Source organism: Cronobacter sp. 153480017-3 (assembly GCF_053627815.1).
Genome location: NZ_JBSEYN010000002.1, coordinates 428,790 through 445,898, shown reverse-complemented (window position 1 = coordinate 445,898; position 17,109 = coordinate 428,790). Strand labels below are relative to the sequence as shown.

The 17,109-nt window shown below is 56.1% G+C and carries 17 protein-coding genes and 1 tRNA gene; 11 read left to right on the top strand and 7 right to left on the bottom strand.

Annotated features, from left to right (window positions below):
• Positions 1-148: 148 nt before the first annotated feature.
• Together ACUW6V_RS06500 and ACUW6V_RS06495 are read right to left on the bottom strand one after the other, a co-directional pair.
• Positions 149-236 (bottom strand) — tRNA-Ser (locus tag ACUW6V_RS06500).
• A 157-nt stretch (positions 237-393) separates the two neighbouring features.
• On the bottom strand, positions 394-2,019 hold the full coding sequence (locus ACUW6V_RS06495) for an ABC transporter substrate-binding protein (protein ID WP_454038142.1): 1,626 nt from the start codon (positions 2,017-2,019) through the stop codon (positions 394-396).
• A gap of 259 nt (positions 2,020-2,278) precedes the next feature.
• On the opposite strand from ACUW6V_RS06495, the gene yccA reads away from it, so the two are divergent.
• Positions 2,279-2,938, top strand: coding sequence for an FtsH protease modulator YccA (yccA, locus tag ACUW6V_RS06490; RefSeq protein ID WP_004385411.1), 660 nt, complete (start codon positions 2,279-2,281; stop codon positions 2,936-2,938).
• A gap of 107 nt (positions 2,939-3,045) precedes the next feature.
• A complete protein-coding gene (gene tusE, locus ACUW6V_RS06485) occupies positions 3,046-3,375 on the top strand; it encodes a sulfurtransferase TusE (protein WP_032990230.1) in 330 nt (109 codons plus the stop codon).
• On the opposite strand, the gene yccX is transcribed toward tusE, so the two are convergent.
• On the bottom strand, positions 3,372-3,653 hold the full coding sequence (yccX, locus tag ACUW6V_RS06480; RefSeq protein WP_007866613.1) for an acylphosphatase: 282 nt from the start codon (positions 3,651-3,653) through the stop codon (positions 3,372-3,374). The genes tusE and yccX overlap by 4 nt on opposite strands.
• Before the next feature lie 88 nt (positions 3,654-3,741).
• On the opposite strand from yccX, the gene rlmI reads away from it, so the two are divergent.
• Positions 3,742-4,932: a 23S rRNA (cytosine(1962)-C(5))-methyltransferase RlmI gene (gene rlmI, locus ACUW6V_RS06475; protein WP_097649053.1), complete on the top strand. Its 1,191-nt coding sequence runs from the start codon at positions 3,742-3,744 to the stop codon at positions 4,930-4,932.
• Positions 4,933-4,991: 59 nt separating this feature from the next.
• Entirely contained in the window at positions 4,992-5,309 is a 318-nt protein-coding gene (hspQ, locus tag ACUW6V_RS06470) for a heat shock protein HspQ (protein ID WP_004385415.1), read from the top strand.
• Positions 5,310-5,342: 33 nt separating this feature from the next.
• Here the strand turns inward: hspQ and ACUW6V_RS06465 are convergent, their stop codons facing one another.
• Positions 5,343-5,750 (bottom strand): CoA-binding protein, encoded by a 408-nt coding sequence (locus tag ACUW6V_RS06465; RefSeq protein WP_104676030.1) that lies wholly within the window; start codon positions 5,748-5,750, stop codon positions 5,343-5,345.
• 160 nt (positions 5,751-5,910) lie between these two features.
• On the opposite strand from ACUW6V_RS06465, the gene mgsA reads away from it, so the two are divergent.
• Positions 5,911-6,369: a methylglyoxal synthase gene (mgsA, locus tag ACUW6V_RS06460; RefSeq protein ID WP_007707605.1), complete on the top strand. Its 459-nt coding sequence runs from the start codon at positions 5,911-5,913 to the stop codon at positions 6,367-6,369.
• Between the two features lies 1 nt (position 6,370).
• Here mgsA and helD read toward each other — a convergent pair whose 3' ends face one another.
• On the bottom strand, positions 6,371-8,425 hold the full coding sequence (gene helD / locus ACUW6V_RS06455) for a DNA helicase IV (RefSeq protein ID WP_454038141.1): 2,055 nt from the start codon (positions 8,423-8,425) through the stop codon (positions 6,371-6,373).
• A gap of 126 nt (positions 8,426-8,551) precedes the next feature.
• Here helD and ACUW6V_RS06450 point away from each other — a divergent pair, with 126 nt between their 5' ends.
• Both ACUW6V_RS06450 and yccS read left to right on the top strand, forming a co-directional pair.
• Positions 8,552-8,998 (top strand): YccF domain-containing protein, encoded by a 447-nt coding sequence (locus tag ACUW6V_RS06450; protein ID WP_004385418.1) that lies wholly within the window; start codon positions 8,552-8,554, stop codon positions 8,996-8,998.
• 14 nt (positions 8,999-9,012) lie between these two features.
• The gene (yccS, locus tag ACUW6V_RS06445) at positions 9,013-11,148 is read left to right on the top strand and encodes a YccS family putative transporter (protein WP_012125184.1); all 2,136 of its coding nucleotides are present in this window, start codon (positions 9,013-9,015) and stop codon (positions 11,146-11,148) included.
• Here yccS and ACUW6V_RS06440 read toward each other — a convergent pair.
• On the bottom strand, positions 11,139-11,753 hold the full coding sequence (locus ACUW6V_RS06440; protein ID WP_142969619.1) for a TfoX/Sxy family DNA transformation protein: 615 nt from the start codon (positions 11,751-11,753) through the stop codon (positions 11,139-11,141). The genes yccS and ACUW6V_RS06440 overlap by 10 nt on opposite strands.
• A gap of 217 nt (positions 11,754-11,970) precedes the next feature.
• Between ACUW6V_RS06440 and sulA the strand changes: the two genes are divergently transcribed.
• Both sulA and ompA read left to right on the top strand, forming a co-directional pair.
• Complete coding sequence (gene sulA, locus ACUW6V_RS06435; RefSeq protein ID WP_004385420.1) at positions 11,971-12,477, top strand: SOS-induced cell division inhibitor SulA; 507 nt, start codon at positions 11,971-11,973, stop codon at positions 12,475-12,477.
• Between the two features lie 356 nt (positions 12,478-12,833).
• Positions 12,834-13,877 carry a porin OmpA gene (gene ompA, locus ACUW6V_RS06430; RefSeq protein WP_004385421.1) on the top strand — a complete coding sequence of 348 codons (1,044 nt, stop codon included), beginning with the start codon at positions 12,834-12,836 and terminating at the stop codon, positions 13,875-13,877.
• Between the two features lie 184 nt (positions 13,878-14,061).
• Here ompA and matP read toward each other — a convergent pair whose 3' ends face one another.
• Positions 14,062-14,517: a macrodomain Ter protein MatP gene (gene matP / locus ACUW6V_RS06425; protein WP_454038140.1), complete on the bottom strand. Its 456-nt coding sequence runs from the start codon at positions 14,515-14,517 to the stop codon at positions 14,062-14,064.
• Positions 14,518-14,700: 183 nt separating this feature from the next.
• Here matP and ACUW6V_RS06420 point away from each other — a divergent pair, with 183 nt between their 5' ends.
• Positions 14,701-16,458 carry an AAA family ATPase gene (locus ACUW6V_RS06420; RefSeq protein ID WP_454038139.1) on the top strand — a complete coding sequence of 586 codons (1,758 nt, stop codon included), beginning with the start codon at positions 14,701-14,703 and terminating at the stop codon, positions 16,456-16,458.
• Positions 16,459-16,526: 68 nt separating this feature from the next.
• Positions 16,527-17,045 (top strand): bifunctional 3-hydroxydecanoyl-ACP dehydratase/trans-2-decenoyl-ACP isomerase, encoded by a 519-nt coding sequence (gene fabA, locus ACUW6V_RS06415; RefSeq protein WP_004385423.1) that lies wholly within the window; start codon positions 16,527-16,529, stop codon positions 17,043-17,045.
• The last annotated feature ends 64 nt before the right edge of the window (positions 17,046-17,109 follow it).

Here is a 17,109-nt window from a genome sequence, read left to right as displayed (position 1 = left end):
GAGAGTGTTCAGCGGCGAGGCGCTGGCTGCATGCCACAGGAATGTTGTCTTCAGTAACAAACTTACTGCTAGCGTTTAAGGAAAGACTAATGGCGCATGAGAGGTAAAACGAAAAAGGGGACGCCTTTCGGCATCCCCTTAAATTGGTTGGCGGAAGCGCAGAGATTCGAACTCTGGAACCCTTTCGGGTCGCCGGTTTTCAAGACCGGTGCCTTCAACCGCTCGGCCACACTTCCGCAATGACGCGAACTATAAACATCCCCCTGCGCCGTGTAAAGCCCGAATGTGTTCGATTGCCTTAAAAACAGCCAAAAGCGCGCTAATTGACTGAAATACCGACACAACGATCACAAATACAGCAGCTTTACGGGCAATAACGGCGTCGCGCTCCGGTTAATGTTTTTTGATGTACATATCTTTTGTGTAGTAGAAGCCCAGGTTATTGGAGTAAAAGCCCCCAATCCATGGTTTCACCATATGGGTACGCACGTAGTGATAGACCGGAATCGCAGGCACATCCTGAGCCAGGATCGTTTCCGCCTGCTGATAATATTTCCCGCGTTCGGTGGCATCAGCGGCTTTTGAAGCGTTCGTCAGGACCTCGTCATACGCTTTGTTGGTATAGCGCGAGGTGTTCTGGCTGTCGCCGGTGCGGTAGTTATTCAGGAAGGTCGAGGCGTCGTCGTAATCGGCGTTCCAGGCGTAGCGCACCACGTCAAAATTGCCGGTGTGTTTACTATCCAGCATGGTTTTCCACTCCTGGTTCTGGAGCTTCACTACCACGCCGAGATTTTTCTGCCACATGGAGCTTGCCGCGATGGCGATGCGCTGGTGCGATTCCAAAGTGTTATAGAGCAGATTAAACGTGAGCGGATGCTGCGCATTGAAGCCTGCCTCCTCCAGCAGTTTTTTCGCCTCGCTGACGCGTTTATCAAGCGGCCAGCTGGCGTACTCCGGCGGCGCAATTTTCACGCCGCCAATTTCAGGCTGGCTGACCACCCACGCCGGACGCTGCCCCTGCGCCAGCACTTTTTGGGCGATGATGTCTTTGTCGAGCGCCATGTTGAGCGCGCGGCGCACGCGCGGATCGTTAAACGGCGGTTTGCTGGTGTTAAATTCGTAGTAATATGTTGCCAGCAGTGGGGAGACATTAACCTGATCGGGCAGCGTTTTTTTCAACTGCGCGAATTGATTGAGCGGCACGGTACTGGTGATGTCAATTTCGCCCGCTTTATAGCGATTCAGATCCGCTGTTTCAGCGGCGATCGGCAGATAAGTCACTTTATTAATGACGGTCTCTTTGTCGTTCCAGTAGCGTTTATTACGCTCGGCCACGATCTTTTCATTTACCACCCAGTCGGTGACCTTATACGCCCCGCTGCAGACGAAATGCTCCGGGCGCGCCCATTTATCGCCGAAACGCTCAACGGCGGTTTTATCGATGGGCACCAGCGACGGGTGCGCCAGCATCGACAGGAACGCCGCGGTGGGCTGCGTCAGCGTCACCTGAATGGTATTGTCATCCAGCGCCTTCACGCCCAGCGTGTCGGTCGGCTTTTTGCCGTTGGCGATGTCAGCAGCGTTTTCAATATTCATGTTGCCCGGAAAGCTGGCATAAGGAGAGACGGTTTTCGGGTCGACCAGACGCCGCCAGCTCCAGACCACATCTTCCGCCGTGATAGGCTCGCCGTCAGACCAGGTCACACCCTTGCGCAGATGAAACGTCCAGACGGTGTTGTCTTTATTTTCCCAGCTTTCTGCGAGCCGCGGTTCAATCGAGCCATCTTTACGCACCGCCACCAGCCCTTCAAAAACGTCGCTGATGATGTTGAATTCAACGTCGCTCTCCACTTTATGCGGATCGAGCGAGGCAGGCTCGCTGCCGTTGTTGCGCACCAGTTCCTGTTTTGCCGCCAGCTCAACGCCTGCCGGCACCTGCGCCGCATACGCCGTCGCGCATGCGCCGGAAATGACGGCAGCGATGAGAGAAAAAGTCAGAGCCTTATGATTCACTTTCATTTTCCACGCCTTGTGTGTTGTTGTGATGTGTCGTTAACACTGATAGTCGCGAGCCGGATTTCATGCAACGGTTTTACGTCATATATAAGAGGGGGATCTGAAAGCGCGTCGGGGCAGCCCGGTTTTTATGATATAAACGCCTTTTCTGAGTCCTTGTTTTTAGAGAAATAAAGCAGCGTAAAGATGGGTAAAAGGGCTTTTCCCGTTGCGTGCTACCTTCTATGCTCGGAAACTAAACACCTGTAATGAGAGACTACTCATGGATCGCTTAATTACCTCTGCGCGCGACAGACAGTCGTTGCTTAGCACCCATAAGGTTCTGCGTAACACCTATTTTATGCTGAGCCTGACGCTGGCGTTTTCCGCGATCACCGCGACCGCCAGTACCGTATTCGCACTGCCATCGCCGGGTTTGATTCTGACGCTGGTCGGTATGTACGGCCTGATGTTCCTGACCTACCGCCTGGCCGATAAACCGAGCGGCATCCTGGCAGCGTTCGCCTTCACCGGTTTTCTGGGCTACATTCTGGGGCCGATGCTGAATGCCTATTTGTCTGCCGGTATGGGCGATGTCATCGCACTCGCGCTTGGCGGCACCGCGCTGGTGTTCTTCTGCTGCTCCGCCTACGTGTTGACCACCCGTAAAGATATGTCCTTCCTGGGCGGTATGCTGATGGCGGGCGTGGTGGTTGTGCTGATCGGCATGGTGGCGAACATCTTCCTGCAGCTTCCTGCGCTGCACCTGGCGATTAGCGCCGTGTTTATTCTGCTTTCTTCGGGTGCCATCCTGTTTGAAACCAGCAATATCATCCACGGCGGCGAAACCAACTACATTCGCGCGACCGTCAGCCTGTATGTGTCGCTCTACAACATCTTCGTGAGCCTGCTGAGCATTCTGGGCTTCGCGAGCCGCGACTAACGGTTAACCGAAACTGCGCTTAAGCCCCGCCCCGTGCGGGGCTTTGTTTTTTCTGGCGGCGGGAATTTGCTACACTGCGCGCTGTGTGAATCAGGGCAAAAATGCGTATGTTAACGTTTGAAGGTAAAGAGTTTGAAACCGACGCCGAGGGCTATCTGAAAGTCTTCGACGCCTGGAGCGAAGGCCTGGCGGAAGTGATTGCCGAAAAAGAAGGCATCACGCTCACGCCAGAGCACTGGGAAGTGGTGCGCTTCGTGCGCGAGTTTTATATCGAATTTAATACGTCGCCGGCTATCCGCATGCTGGTCAAAGCGATGGCGACGAAATTTGGCGAAGAGAAAGGCAACAGTCGCTATCTCTATCGCCTCTTTCCGAAAGGCCCGGCAAAGCAAGCCACTAAAATCGCGGGTCTGCCAAAACCCGTGAAGTGCATTTAATAGCGAATTCGGAAATCCTGGTAATCTTCAGCGGGCGAATGCGGCTCGGTCAGCACCTTTTCCACATGGGCGCTGCGCGGCCCGCCCGCTTTCAGCCAGGCGATTAACTTCTCCACCTGCTCGGCCTCGCCGCAGGCCAGCACCTCCACGCTGCCGTCGTCCAGATTACGCGCATAGCCGGTCAGACCCAGCCGCGTCGCTTCATGCTGCGTGGTGTAGCGAAACCCGACGCCCTGTACCCGGCCATGTACCCAGGCCATTGTGCATTGTTGTGCCATAGCGGTTCTCCTTTGCGGTAGCGTTGCATTTCCCGGCTGAAGTCGGGAGAATGGCGCCCATTTTCTTTGAATCACAGAATAGCAAATTATGAGCGTACGTTTAGTGTTAGCCAAAGGGCGCGAGAAATCTCTCCTGCGCCGCCATCCCTGGGTCTTTTCCGGTGCCGTCGCGCGCATGGAAGGTAAAGCCGCACCGGGTGAAACCATCGACATCGTCGACCATCAGGGAAAATGGTTAGCACGCGCCGCCCTCTCCCCCGCCTCGCAGATCCGAGCACGCGTCTGGACGTTTGATCCGAATGAAACCATCGATATCGCCTTTTTTACTTGCCGCCTGCAACAGGCGCAGCAGTGGCGCGACTGGCTGGCGAAAAAGGACGGGCTTGACAGCTACCGTCTTATCGCCGGCGAATCGGACGGCCTGCCGGGCGTGACGATTGACCGCTTCGGCAACTTCCTGGTGCTGCAACTGCTCTCGGCGGGCGCGGAATATCAGCGTCCGGCGCTGGTGTCGGCCCTGCAGGAGCTCTATCCGGAATGCGCCATCTATGACCGCTCCGACGTCGCGGTGCGTAAAAAAGAAGGCATGGAACTTGCTCAGGGGCCGGTCAGCGGCGAGCTGCCGCCGGATCTGCTCGCGATTGAAGAGCACGGCATGAAGCTGCTGGTGGATATCAAAGGCGGCCATAAAACGGGTTATTACCTGGATCAGCGCGACAGCCGTTTCGCCACGCGCCGTTATGTGGAAGATAAACGCGTGCTGAACTGCTTTTCCTACACCGGCGGTTTTGCCGTTTCTGCGCTGATGGGCGGCTGCCGTCAGGTCATCAGTGTTGATACGTCGCAGGACGCGCTGGATGTGGCGAAGCAAAACGTTGAGCTCAACAAGCTTGATCTCAGCAAAGCGGAGTTCGTGCGCGACGACGTCTTTAAGCTTTTACGTAAATACCGCGACCAGGGCGAAAAGTTTGACGTCATCGTAATGGACCCGCCGAAATTCGTGGAAAATAAAAGCCAGCTTCAGGGCGCGTGCCGCGGTTATAAAGACATCAATATGCTGGCGATCCAGTTGCTTAACCCTGGCGGCATTTTGCTGACGTTCTCCTGCTCCGGGCTGATGACCACCGATTTATTCCAGAAAATTGTTGCTGACGCCGCAACAGATGCGGGGCGTGATGTACAATTTATAGAGCAGTTCCGTCAGGCCGCCGATCACCCCGTGATCGCGAGCTACCCGGAAGGTCTTTATCTGAAAGGGTTTGCCTGTCGCGTCATGTAGCTTGAAAAGGAATGCTCCGCCCTTATATACAGGGTATGAACGTTTCCCGGGAGGTGACAATGATTGCCAGCAAATTTGGTATCGGCCAGCAGGTTCGTCATTCTCTTTTAGGGTATTTAGGGGTTGTGGTGGATATCGACCCTGAATACTCGCTTGATGAACCTGAAGTCGATGAACTGGCGGTAAACGCCGAGCTGCGCGCCGCGCCGTGGTATCACGTCGTGATGGAAGACGACGACGGCCAGCCCGTGCACACCTATCTTGCAGAAGCCCAGCTCAGTGGCGAAATGCAGGAGGAACATCCGGAGCAACCCTCCATGGATGAACTGGCGCGATCCATTCGCCAGCAGCTCCAGGCACCCCGTCTGCGTAACTAAAAAAACCCGGCAACGCCGGGTTTTTTATTACTATCAAAGACCGAGACGCGGAATTTCTATCGCCGGGCAGCGGTCCATCACCACTTTCAGCCCCGCATCGCGCGCCAGTACGGCGGCCTCTTCGTTGATGACGCCAAGCTGCATCCAGAGCGTTTTCGCACCGATCGCAATCGCCTCCTGCGCAACCCCCCACGCGGCCTCGGAGTTACGGAACACATCCACCATATCCACCTTCTCCGGCACGTCAGCAAGCGTGGCGTATCCCTGCTGGCCGAGCAGCGTTTTGCCTGCCACTTTCGGCGAAACGGGGATCACGTGATAGCCTTTATCCAGAAGATACGACATGACGCGGTAACTCGGACGGTCCGGCTTATCGCTCGCCCCCACCAGCGCGATCGTTTTGGTGTTCTGCAAAATCTCTGCGATATCAGAATCTTTCATTTTACCTCCCCGTTAGCTCAGTCCTTTCAGTGTATGCCAAAGGCGTCGGGCGCACCATGCGACGACGGTAAGCAGAAACGCACACAGTTTTTACCGGCTTCGCTTGCAGCCGCCATCACTTCCAGTAATCTGTAGGCAGTTATGTAATCCGGAAAATAATATGGAACTGACAACCCGAACCCTGCCAGCCCAAAAGAAAATCGCCCTGGTGGCGCATGACCACTGCAAATCGATGCTGATGAAATGGGTGGAGCGCCATAAAGCGTTGCTGGCAAATCATACGCTGTATGCAACCGGCACCACAGGCAATCTGGTACAACGCGCGACCGGTCTTAACGTCAACGCCATGCTGAGCGGCCCGATGGGCGGCGATCAGCAGGTGGGCGCGATGATCGCCGAAGGCAAAATCGACGTGCTGATTTTCTTCTGGGATCCGCTCAACGCCGTGCCGCACGATCCCGACGTCAAAGCGCTGCTGCGCCTTGCCACCGTCTGGAACATCCCGGTGGCGACCAATCTCTCAACCGCGGATTTTATTATCCAGTCGCCGACCTTTAGCGACACGCTGGATGTATTAATCCCCGACTATCCGCGCTATCTCGCCGAACGCCTGAAATAAATCATGGCTTACGGGCCGTCGGCACGCCGAGACGCGTCAGCGCTTCGACAAACACCGACGGCGCCGCTTTGTCATACAGCAGCCAGACCCGGTGTCGCGCGCGGGTCAGCGCCACATAGAGCAGACGCCGCTCTTCGGCATCCGGGAAATCCTCCGGTGGCGGCAACAGCGCCTGTTCCATGATGGATTCCCGCGCTGGCGCCGGGAAGCCTTCCCGCCCCTCGTTCAGCCCGAGAATAATCACATAATCCGCCTGCTGCCCTTTGCTGGCATGAATCGTCATAAATTCCAGTTGCAGCTTCGGCCAGCGGGTCGCGGCCATTTCCAGCACCGCCGGGCGCAGATGGTGGTAGCGCGCCAGCACCAGAATGCGCTCGTCAGGGCGCACGTAACCGCTCATCTTATCAAGCAGCGCCTCCAGTTGCTCCTGCGCAAGCAGCGTCACGGCGTTCTTGTCGCCCGCGCGCAGACTGTTGAGCGGTTTTTCACGCTGGTACGGGTTTTGTTGAATGAAGCGATTAGCGATATCGCCGATGCGCCCGTTAAAACGGTAGGTGGTATCCAGCGCGCACTGGTCGCCCCGGCCAAAATGCGCCTCAAACGCCGTCGTTAGCGAAAGCTGCGCGCCGCTAAAGCGGTAGATAGCCTGCCAGTCGTCACCCACCGCAAACAGGCTGGCGGCGGAATTCTGGCGGCGCAGCGCCGCCAGCAGGGCCGCACGCTGCGGCGAGATATCCTGAAACTCGTCCACAAGGATATGCTTCCACGGACTAACAAACCGGCCCTTTTCCAGCACGTTAATCGCCTGATGAATAAGCCCGGAGAAATCGACGGCTTCTTCGGCTTTTAGCGCGGCTTTCCAGGCTTTCAGCAGCGGTGCCATCAGTTTGACGTGCTTCTGGAACAGATCGCGTACCTCGTCGGGCGCGGCGGATATCATCTCGGCCTGCGAGCCGCCATGCATGCGCATCAGCCCCAGCCAGCGGTCGAGACGGCTCGCCAGCCGTTTGCCCAGCGTCTCGTCCTCCCAGAAATCGCCGTCCTCAACGTCCCACTCCAGCTCGTCGGTAAGCCACTGACGCCACCCCTTCGCCTGCGCTTTTTTCTCGCGGCACTGTTCCCGCCAGACGTTCAGTAAGAGTTCATGGCGCGCCGCGGTATCGTTTTCCAGCTCGCTGACGCGCGGGGTTTTCCGCCCGCCCTGGCCGATAATTTGCAAGGCCAGCGCATGAAACGTGCGTGCGGTGATGGCATCCGTATGCAGCCGCGCCTGAAGCCGCGCTTCCATTTCTTTGGCGGCCTGACGCCCGAACGCCAGCAGCAGGATCTGCTCCGCCGTCGCCTCGCCGCGCTCAATAAGCCAGCCTGCGCGCGCCACCAGCACGGAGGTTTTGCCGCTCCCGGCGCCTGCCAGTACCAGCAGCGAGCTTTCGCCGTTGACGACAGCCCGCGCCTGCGACGGATTCAGCGGCGAGCTTTCAATCTGCGAGAAGAAATCGGCGTAGCGCGTCAGCATCGCGTCGGTATAGGCCTGATTATGCAAAAGACGCTTCGCCTCGCTGTCGGCAAGCCAGGCCTGACATTCGCGCCAGGCCTCGCGGCAGTTATCGAACGCCTCAAGGCGCGATGTCGGCATCGGCAGCGCCTGCAACGCCCGGCGCAGCGCGTGACACAGCGCCTCGCCCTCTTCACGCTTAAGCCATTTTTCCTGGGATTCGCTACTGCGAAGTTTCTCCTGCCAGGCATTCAGCACCCCTGCCGCCACCTCGCTCATCTCCTGGCTCCACTGCTGCCAGAGCGCCATCAGATGATGGTAAAAGCGCTGGGTTTCCGCCCATTCGGTGCCGTGCAGACGAACGACTTTGTTATCCGGCAGCGTAAACTCCAGCTCCCCCCAGACAAGCCCCCGACGGCATTCAATGCCCAGCAACTGATTAAACGGGATCAGATATTCATGCTTATCCCCGGAGACTTTCACTCCGGCGGTGAGAATTTCTGCGCGATCATAGGGGTGCTGCGCCAGACGTTTACCCAGAGAGGTTGCTTTCAGTTCCATGAGGCTGCCAGTCAATAGTGTTATGAGGCTAAGTTTACCCGCCTGCGATATCACGCTCCAGACCCAAAACGCGTTACAATTGTTGTGGTTATCACTCCGGCGCTCTGCCGACGCTTTTGAGGTTTTATGCGTACTGTTTTAAATATTCTGAATTTCGTCCTGGGCGGCTTCGCCACGACGTTCTCCTGGCTGGTGGCGACGCTTGTCAGCATTATTTTTATCGTGACGCTGCCGCTGACGCGCTCCTGTTGGGAGATCACTAAACTGTCGCTGTTGCCGTACGGCAATGAAGCGGTGCATGTCGATGAACTTGACCCGGCGGGCAAAAACGCCCTGCTGAACACCGGTGGCACACTGCTGAATGTTTTCTGGCTGGTGTTTTTCGGCTGGTGGCTGTGCCTGCTGCATATCGCGACCGGCATTGCGCAGTGCGTCACTATCATCGGCATCCCGGTAGGCATCGCGAATTTTAAAATCGCCGCGATTGCGCTCTGGCCGGTTGGGCGTCGCGTCGTCTCCGTGGAAACCGCGCAGGCGGCCCGCGAAGCCAATGCCCGCCGCCGTTTCCAGTAAAAACGGATGCGCTCATGATGCTCAATCCTCTGCTTCACCGTCACGCCTGGAACAGCGCGTGGCTCACTAACGTGCGCATTTTTATCGCGCTGTGCGGGACGGCGGCGCTGCCCTGGTGGCTTGGCGAGGCGAAGCTGACTATCCCGCTGACGCTTGGCGTTGTGGCCGCAGCACTCACCGATCTTGACGACCGCCTGACGGGACGCCTGCGCAATCTGCTGATTACGCTGGTCAGCTTTTTCATTGCCTCCGCTTCGGTGGAACTGCTGTTTCCGTGGCCGTGGCTGTTTGCCGCCGGGCTGACGGTCTCGACTATCGGTTTTATTTTGCTTGGCGGCCTCGGCCAGCGCTACGCGACTATCGCCTTCGGCGCGTTGCTTATCGCCATCTATACGATGCTCGGGGTTTCACTCTATGAGCACTGGTATCAGCAGCCGCTGCTGCTGCTCGCGGGCGCGGTCTGGTACAACCTGCTGACGCTGGCCGGGCATTTGCTCTTTCCGGTGCGTCCTCTTCAGGAAAACCTCGCCCGCTGTTATGAACAGCTGGCGCACTATCTGGAAATCAAATCGCGTTTTTTTGACCCGGATATCGAAGACGAAAACCAGGTGCCGATGATGGAACTGGCGATGGCGAACAGCCAGTTGGTCGCCACGCTGAACCAGACCAAAGCCTCGCTGCTGACCCGCCTGCGCGGCGACCGCGGTCAGCGCAGCACGCGCCGTACACTGCACTACTATTTTGTCGCTCAGGATATTCATGAGCGCGCCAGTTCGTCGCATATCCAGTATCAGACGCTGCGGGACACCTTCCGCTACAGCGACGTGATGTTCCGCTTCCAGCGGCTGCTTTCGATGCAATCACAGGCGTGTCAGCAACTGGCGCGCTCTGTGCTGCTTCGTACGCCCTATCAGCATGACCCGCGTTTTGAGCGCGCGTTTACGCACCTTGACGCCGCACTCGATCGCACCGCCGCGGCCGGTGGCTCGGCATCAGAAATTAAAGCCGTGCGCTTTCTGGTCGCGAATCTGAAGGCTATCGACGCTCAGCTCGCGACGATCGAATCAGAACAGCCATTTACACAGGCAGATGCCAGCGAGAGCGAGCACAGCCTTGCCGATGACAGCCTGAACGGCTTTAGCGATGTGTGGTTTCGCCTGACGCGTAATCTGACGCCGCAGTCCGCGCTGTTCCGCCATGCGGTGCGGATGTCCGTTGTGCTCTGCGTGGGCTACGCCTTTATTCAGTTCACCGGGCTGAACCACGGCTACTGGATTTTGCTGACCAGCCTGTTTGTGTGCCAGCCGAACTACAACGCCACGCGACATCGCCTGACGCTGCGCATTATCGGCACCCTGGCGGGCGTGGCGGTCGGTATTCCGGTGCTTTATTTCGTGCCTTCGCTGGAAGGCCAACTGGTACTCATCGTGATTACCGGCGTGCTGTTTTTTGTGTTTCGCACAGTGCAATACGCGCACGCCACGCTGTTTATCACGCTTTTGGTCTTGCTGTGCTTTAACCTGCTGGGCGAAGGGTTTGAAGTCGCTCTGCCGCGCGTGGTGGATACGATAATCGGCTGCGCTATCGCGTGGTGTGCCGTGAGCTTTATCTGGCCCGACTGGCGTTTTCGCCGGTTGCCGGTGGTACTGGAGCGCGCGCTTAACGCCAACTGTCGCTATCTGGATGCCATCCTTGAGCAGTACCATCAGGGGCGCGATAACCGTCTCGCGTATCGCATCGCGCGTCGCGACGCGCATAACAGCGATGCGGAGCTGGCCTCGGTGGTGTCGAACATGTCCAGTGAGCCTCGCGTCAGCGCGCAGATGCGCGAACTCGCTTTCCGCTTTCTGTGCCTTAACCACACGCTGACCAGCTATATTTCAGCTCTGGGTGCTCACCGCGAAAAACTGACGCGCCAGGAGATCCTTTCTCTGCTCGACGACGCCGTCTGTTATGTGGATGACGCGCTCCATCATCAGCCTGCCGATGAAGCGCGAGTAGAAAACTCACTAACGCAACTGGCGCAGCGTATTGAGCAGATAGAGCCGCGCCAGGAGAGTAAAGAGCCGCTGGTGCTTCAGCAAATCGGGTTGTTAATCTCTATTTTGCCGGAAATCAGTCGACTGCAGCGTCAACTTATTCAGGACTGATTTTGCACCGAAAGCTGCATAAACCACTCCAGCAGTTCCTCGCGAATGTGCACAGGTAACGCTGCTTCATGGGTGCCGATGATGGCACCCTGAAGCGCATACAATACTTGCAGACTGAGATTTTTCCGGGCTTTGCGCAGCTTAAGCCAGCACTCTTTCGCACCGTATGCGCAGAGCGTTTCCACATCGCGTATTCCCGCTTCCCATAATGAGACTTCCAGCTGAACATTGAGATTGGGCAGATCTTTGACCCGCCGCTCGCGGGCACGCTCGTTTTTTTCCGCCCGCGCGCAGGCCAGCGCCATTCGTGCGTGATCGCGCAGCAAGGCTGGTGAATTCCAGAGCGTGTCATCTACAAGATAATAATTGAGGCTGATGTGACGACCGCGTCGGGTACAGACCAGCATCGGCGGATTGTGGGCGTGCTGGTAGTCACGACTCTCATTGCTGGCGCGCAGGTATAGTTTTCCTCCTGCCACCATGGCGAACACGGCATCATCAATGGCCAGGCTATAGCCGCCAAACAGTGAACGATGGGTAACATTTCCCAAAGATGAAAGTGTATTCTGCACCCGAACCAGCGTGTCAGACGAAGATTTATCCATGATTATTCCTTTTATATCAACCAGTAATGGATAAAAAATTCCATTAGCGTTTCCCTTAACAGGAACATATGAAAGTTGCGCGCCGTGAGCAATCCGAATTTTGTTTTAAGTGGAACGAGATGCGAAATTTGCGAGATGCTTTCCGAAATTTCGATTGATCTTTGGTCGCGCCAGCATTACTGTATATGCATACAGTAACTAGCGAGGCTGGACCTTTATGTACTCTTCTCATCAAAATCGCGCGTATGGCTCACGTCGTCTGGCAAAAGAAACGGCGGGCGCTTTGGCTCAGGCGGAAACCCGAGGGCTGATCAGTGAAGTGATGTACAACGAAGACCAGCCGTGGATGACGCAACTGGTCCTGCTGCCGCTCTTGCAGCAGCTCGGGCAGCAATCCCGCTGGCAGCTGTGGCTGACTCCGCAGCAACGTCTTAGCCGTGAATGGGTGGAATCCGCTGGTTTGCCGCTGACCAAAGTGATGCAAGTCAGCCAGATGAACCCGCAGGTTACGCTTGATTCTATGATCCGTGCGCTGGAAACCGGCAACTACAGCGTGGTAATTGCCTGGCTGCATGACGATCTAACGGATGATGAACATCGCCGTCTGACTGCAGCGGCCGAGAAAGGTAACGCCATGGGTTTTTTAATGCGTCCTGTTCAACCCTCTCTGCCGGGTGACCGACCACGTTCTGCCTTAAGAATTCACTCTGGCATGGTGCATTAATCTTTTTTAGGATAATTCCTGGCAATTTTTTGTGCGTGTCTCTTTATCAGAAGCGATAGTGGTGAATGAACGGCCAGACGGGCACTCACGTCCGCTTTCGCACTTTACGAGCGATTAAAATTTCATCAAAAATGTTAAATTTTGCTTTCGCAAGTTGTTTTTTTTCATATGCCTGACGGACTTCACACTTGTAAGTTTTCAACTACGTTGTAGACTTTACCTCGCCAGGGTGCTCATCAATAAACCGACATTATCGGTAGAGTAACCATTGAGCTATACCCCGGTGAAGGATTTAACCGTGAACTTTTCCCAAGGAAAAGCGCATGGCCTTTTTGGATGATAACGAGGCGCAAAAAATGAAAAAGACAGCTATCGCGATTGCAGTGGCACTGGCTGGCTTCGCTACCGTAGCGCAGGCCGCACCGAAAGATAACACCTGGTACGCAGGTGGCAAACTGGGTTGGTCCCAGTTCCACGATACCGGCTTTATCCCTAACGACGGCCCGACTCACGAAAGCCAGCTGGGCGCAGGCGCGTTCGGTGGTTACCAGGTTAACCCGTACGTTGGTTTCGAAATGGGCTACGACTGGCTGGGCCGCATGCCGTATAAAGGCGACACTGTAAACGGCGCTTTCAAAGCTCAGGGCGTACAGCTGACCGCTAAACTGGGTTACCCGGTAACCGACGACCTGGACGTATACACCCGTCTGGGCGGCATGGTATGGCGTGCTGACTCCTCTTCTAACATCGGCGGCGACGACCACGACACTGGCGTTTCTCCGGTATTCGCTGGCGGCGTTGAGTGGGCGATGACCCGCGATATCGCTACCCGTCTGGAATACCAGTGGGTTAACAACATCGGTGACGCGCAGACTGTTGGCGCTCGTCCGGACAACGGCATGCTGAGCGTAGGTGTTTCCTACCGTTTCGGTCAGCAGGAAGATGCAGCTCCAGTTGTAGCTCCGGCTCCGGCTCCGGCTCCGGAAGTACAGACCAAGCACTTCACCCTGAAGTCTGACGTTCTGTTCAACTTCAACAAAGCGACCCTGAAACCGGAAGGTCAGCAGGCGCTGGATCAGCTGTACTCTCAGCTGAGCAACCTGGATCCGAAAGACGGTTCCGTCGTGGTTCTGGGCTTCACCGACCGTATCGGTTCTGACGCTTACAACCAGGGTCTGTCCGAGAAACGTGCTCAGTCCGTTGTTGACTACCTGATCTCCAAAGGTATCCCGTCCAACAAGATCTCCGCACGTGGTATGGGCGAATCCAATCCGGTCACTGGCAACACCTGTGACAACGTGAAACCTCGCGCTGCTCTGATCGAGTGCCTGGGTCCGGATCGTCGCGTAGAGATCGAAGTTAAAGGCGTTAAAGACGTTGTAACTCAGCCGCAGGCTTAAGTTAAACGTTTAGAAAAACCCCGCTACGGCGGGGTTTTTTGTTGGCCGGAAATCTTGTCATTTGGATTGAATTTCTGATGAGATGCGCTTAAGCGCATTATTTCCTTTTACAGCCAGAAGTAATTTCTCTGCTGCATGTAGTAGCAAAAAATAACCGCCTCGCCCTCTCATGAGCCTTCTCGGGTTACTCTTTCTTCCCCAGCAATGCCTGTAAATCCTGTTTCAGCGTCGACATATGGTTTTCATATTTCTCTTTGCGCTCGGCGTCTTCAATCAGTTGCACGATTGTTTCTGAAAGGGTGATGCCGCGGCGCTGCGCAAGGCCTGCGAGACGCTGCCAGACCATAAATTCCAGATCGATGGATTTTTTACGGGTATGCTGATGCTCAGCATTAAAATGCCGCTTACGACGGGCGCGAATCGTCTGTTTCAGGCGGTTTTGCAGCGCCGGGTTCATATGCTGATCAATCCAGCCCAGCACTCTTACCGGTTCGTTTTCCATACCCAGCAAGAGATCCACCGCCTCTTTCGCCGCGCTGGCTTCAAGATACCGGGTGATCAGCTCGCCTTCGCGATGCTTTTTCACCAGATATTTCCACTTCCAGCCGCTTTCCAGATTTTCGAGTTGTTGGTATTTCATTGCGATCTCAGGATGACCGTGTAACTCATTTCAGGATAACAGTTTTTTTTCGATTCGCTGAGGGGAAATAAACGTCTGTGACGCAGGGGGAGATTCTGCAGGGCAATAGTGGCATTTCCGGTGTGTTGATCCGCCCATTACGCTATAATCTCGCCTTTTACATCTGACTAAAAAACCTCGACATTGACCATTAACAGACTTACATCACAAGCGCTTGTACCCGATACGGAGACCTTCCGGTCCCGCTTTGCTGAAATGGATGCCGGTTTTGCAGACGCGCTTGATTTTGAGGCGCTTCAGCCTCGCCTTCACGACGGACTAAGCCAGCTGTGCGCGCCACGTCCTGTAAATGATTTCATGCTGGTTAAGGCTGACGAAGAGAAGCCTTTGCTGGAGCTTATCGCCAGTACCGCGAAAGCATTACTGCCGCATCAGTCAGAACTGGTCGGCGGTCATTATCGTATCGAAAACCAGAGCGTGACGCTGACACCACCGAATGCGACACCGGGCGATTTCGCCGTGCAGCGCGATGTGGTTGTCGCTACCTGGGCTGATGCGGCCGAGCTGTTTGGCTGTGTCAGACAGTTTGCAGGCCAGATTTCGCTTGAGCCGGGCCTGGTACATAAAGCCAACGGCGGCATTCTGGTCGTGCCGCTGAAAACACTGCTTCTGCAGCCGCTCTTGTGGCTGCGTCTGAAGCAGATGGTCGTCACGAAACGCTTCGACTGGGTCGCCCCGGACGAGACCCGCCCGCTGCCGGTGTCTGTTCCTTCTCTGCCGCTTAGACTTCGCGTCGTGCTGGTAGGCGATCGTGAATCACTGGCGGATTTTCAGGAGATGGAGCCGGTACTCGTGCAGCAAGCTATCTACAGCGAATATGAAGACGACCTGCAAATCGCTGACGAAGAAGATATTACGCTCTGGTGCAGTTGGGTCTGTGCCCAGGCCGCACAGCTTGCGCTGCCCGCACCGGCATACGACGCCTGGCCGCTCTTGATTCGTGAAGCCGTGCGCTATACGGGTGACCAGGAAACGTTGCCGCTCGATCCGCTCTGGATGGCGCGCCAGTTAACTGAAGTGGCCGCCTTTTGCGACGGCGCGACATTCACCGCAGCGCAATTTTCTGAGATGCTTGCGCGCCGCGCCTGGCGTGAGGGGTATCTCGCAGAGCGTATGCAGGATGAAATTCTGCTCGGCCAGCTGCTGGTCGAAACCGAAGGCGAGCGCATCGGTCAGATTAACGCGCTTTCGGTGGTGGAATTTCCTGGGCATCCGCGCGCATTTGGCGAGCCATCGCGCATCAGTTGCGTGGTGCATATTGGCGATGGCGAATTTACCGATATCGAGCGCAAGGCTGAACTCGGCGGCAATATCCACGCCAAAGGCATGATGATCATGCAGGCGTTTCTGATGGCCGAGCTGGATCTGGAGCAACAGATGCCCTTCTCTGCCTCGCTGACGTTTGAGCAGTCCTATAGCGAAGTGGACGGCGACAGCGCCTCAATGGCCGAGCTGTGCGCGCTTATCAGCGCGCTGGCCAATGCGCCGCTCAATCAGCAGATTGCTATTACCGGCTCCGTGGACCAGTTTGGCCGCGCGCAGCCAGTCGGCGGACTGAATGAAAAAATCGAAGGCTTCTTCACCGTCTGTCAGGCCCGTGGCTTAACGGGCAAACAGGGCGTGATTATTCCTTCGGCTAACGTGCGTCATTTATCGCTGAATCAGGCGATTCTGGACGCGGTCGATCAGGGGCAGTTTTCCATCTGGGCGATTGATGATGTCACAGATGCGCTACCCTTATTAACGACTCTCCCGTGGGATGGCGAAGGCCAGACGACACTGCTTGGGGTTATCGGCGAGCGAATCGCGCAGGCGACGCAGCAGGATATCCGTCAGCGTCCGTGGCCGTTACGCTGGATGAACTGGTTTAACCACAACTGATCGGACTTGTTCAGCGTACACGTGTTAGCTAACCTGCGGGCTTCACTAAAATAAGGCATACTGAGAACATGGTAGACAAACGCGAATCCTATACGAAAGAAGACCTTCTTGCCTCCGGGCGCGGCGAGCTGTTCGGCGCGAACGGCCCGCAACTGCCGGCACCCAACATGTTAATGATGGACCGCGTGGTGAAAATGACCGAAACCGGCGGTAACTTTGATAAGGGTTACGTGGAAGCGGAACTGGATATCAACCCGGATATGTGGTTCTTTGGCTGCCATTTCATCGGCGACCCGGTAATGCCAGGCTGCCTCGGCCTTGACGCTATGTGGCAGCTGGTCGGCTTCTACTTAGGCTGGCTGGGCGGCGAAGGTAAAGGCCGCGCGCTGGGCGTGGGCGAAGTGAAATTTACGGGTCAGGTACTGCCGAGTGCGAAAAAAGTGACCTATCGCATTCACTTCAAACGCGTAGTCAACCGCCGTCTGGTAATGGGCATTGCCGATGGCGAAGTGCTGGTCGACGGCAAACAGATCTACACCGCGACTGACCTGAAAGTGGGCCTGTTCCAGGACACCTCCGCTTTCTGATAGTTTTTCTCTGCATTCAGAAAGGCGAAACCTCCGCATAGCGGAGGTTTCTTTTTAAAGAGAC

Excerpts from the sequence above, each read along its gene's own strand:
- ACUW6V_RS06440 (WP_142969619.1), bottom strand. The coding sequence starts at position 11,753 with ATGGATAAATCTTCGTCTGACACGCTGGTTCGGGTGCAGAATACACTT.
- ACUW6V_RS06495 (WP_454038142.1), bottom strand. The coding sequence starts at position 2,019 with ATGAAAGTGAATCATAAGGCTCTGACTTTTTCTCTCATCGCTGCCGTC.
- yccX (WP_007866613.1), bottom strand. The coding sequence starts at position 3,653 with ATGGCACAACAATGCACAATGGCCTGGGTACATGGCCGGGTACAGGGC.
- helD (WP_454038141.1), bottom strand. The coding sequence starts at position 8,425 with ATGGAACTGAAAGCAACCTCTCTGGGTAAACGTCTGGCGCAGCACCCC.
- sulA (WP_004385420.1), top strand. The coding sequence starts at position 11,971 with ATGTACTCTTCTCATCAAAATCGCGCGTATGGCTCACGTCGTCTGGCA.
- yccA (WP_004385411.1), top strand. The coding sequence starts at position 2,279 with ATGGATCGCTTAATTACCTCTGCGCGCGACAGACAGTCGTTGCTTAGC.
- hspQ (WP_004385415.1), top strand. The coding sequence starts at position 4,992 with ATGATTGCCAGCAAATTTGGTATCGGCCAGCAGGTTCGTCATTCTCTT.
- ACUW6V_RS06465 (WP_104676030.1), bottom strand. The coding sequence starts at position 5,750 with ATGAAAGATTCTGATATCGCAGAGATTTTGCAGAACACCAAAACGATC.
- ACUW6V_RS06450 (WP_004385418.1), top strand. The coding sequence starts at position 8,552 with ATGCGTACTGTTTTAAATATTCTGAATTTCGTCCTGGGCGGCTTCGCC.
- mgsA (WP_007707605.1), top strand. The coding sequence starts at position 5,911 with ATGGAACTGACAACCCGAACCCTGCCAGCCCAAAAGAAAATCGCCCTG.
- ompA (WP_004385421.1), top strand. The coding sequence starts at position 12,834 with ATGAAAAAGACAGCTATCGCGATTGCAGTGGCACTGGCTGGCTTCGCT.
- yccS (WP_012125184.1), top strand. The coding sequence starts at position 9,013 with ATGATGCTCAATCCTCTGCTTCACCGTCACGCCTGGAACAGCGCGTGG.
- matP (WP_454038140.1), bottom strand. The coding sequence starts at position 14,517 with ATGAAATACCAACAACTCGAAAATCTGGAAAGCGGCTGGAAGTGGAAA.
- fabA (WP_004385423.1), top strand. The coding sequence starts at position 16,527 with ATGGTAGACAAACGCGAATCCTATACGAAAGAAGACCTTCTTGCCTCC.
- rlmI (WP_097649053.1), top strand. The coding sequence starts at position 3,742 with ATGAGCGTACGTTTAGTGTTAGCCAAAGGGCGCGAGAAATCTCTCCTG.
- tusE (WP_032990230.1), top strand. The coding sequence starts at position 3,046 with ATGTTAACGTTTGAAGGTAAAGAGTTTGAAACCGACGCCGAGGGCTAT.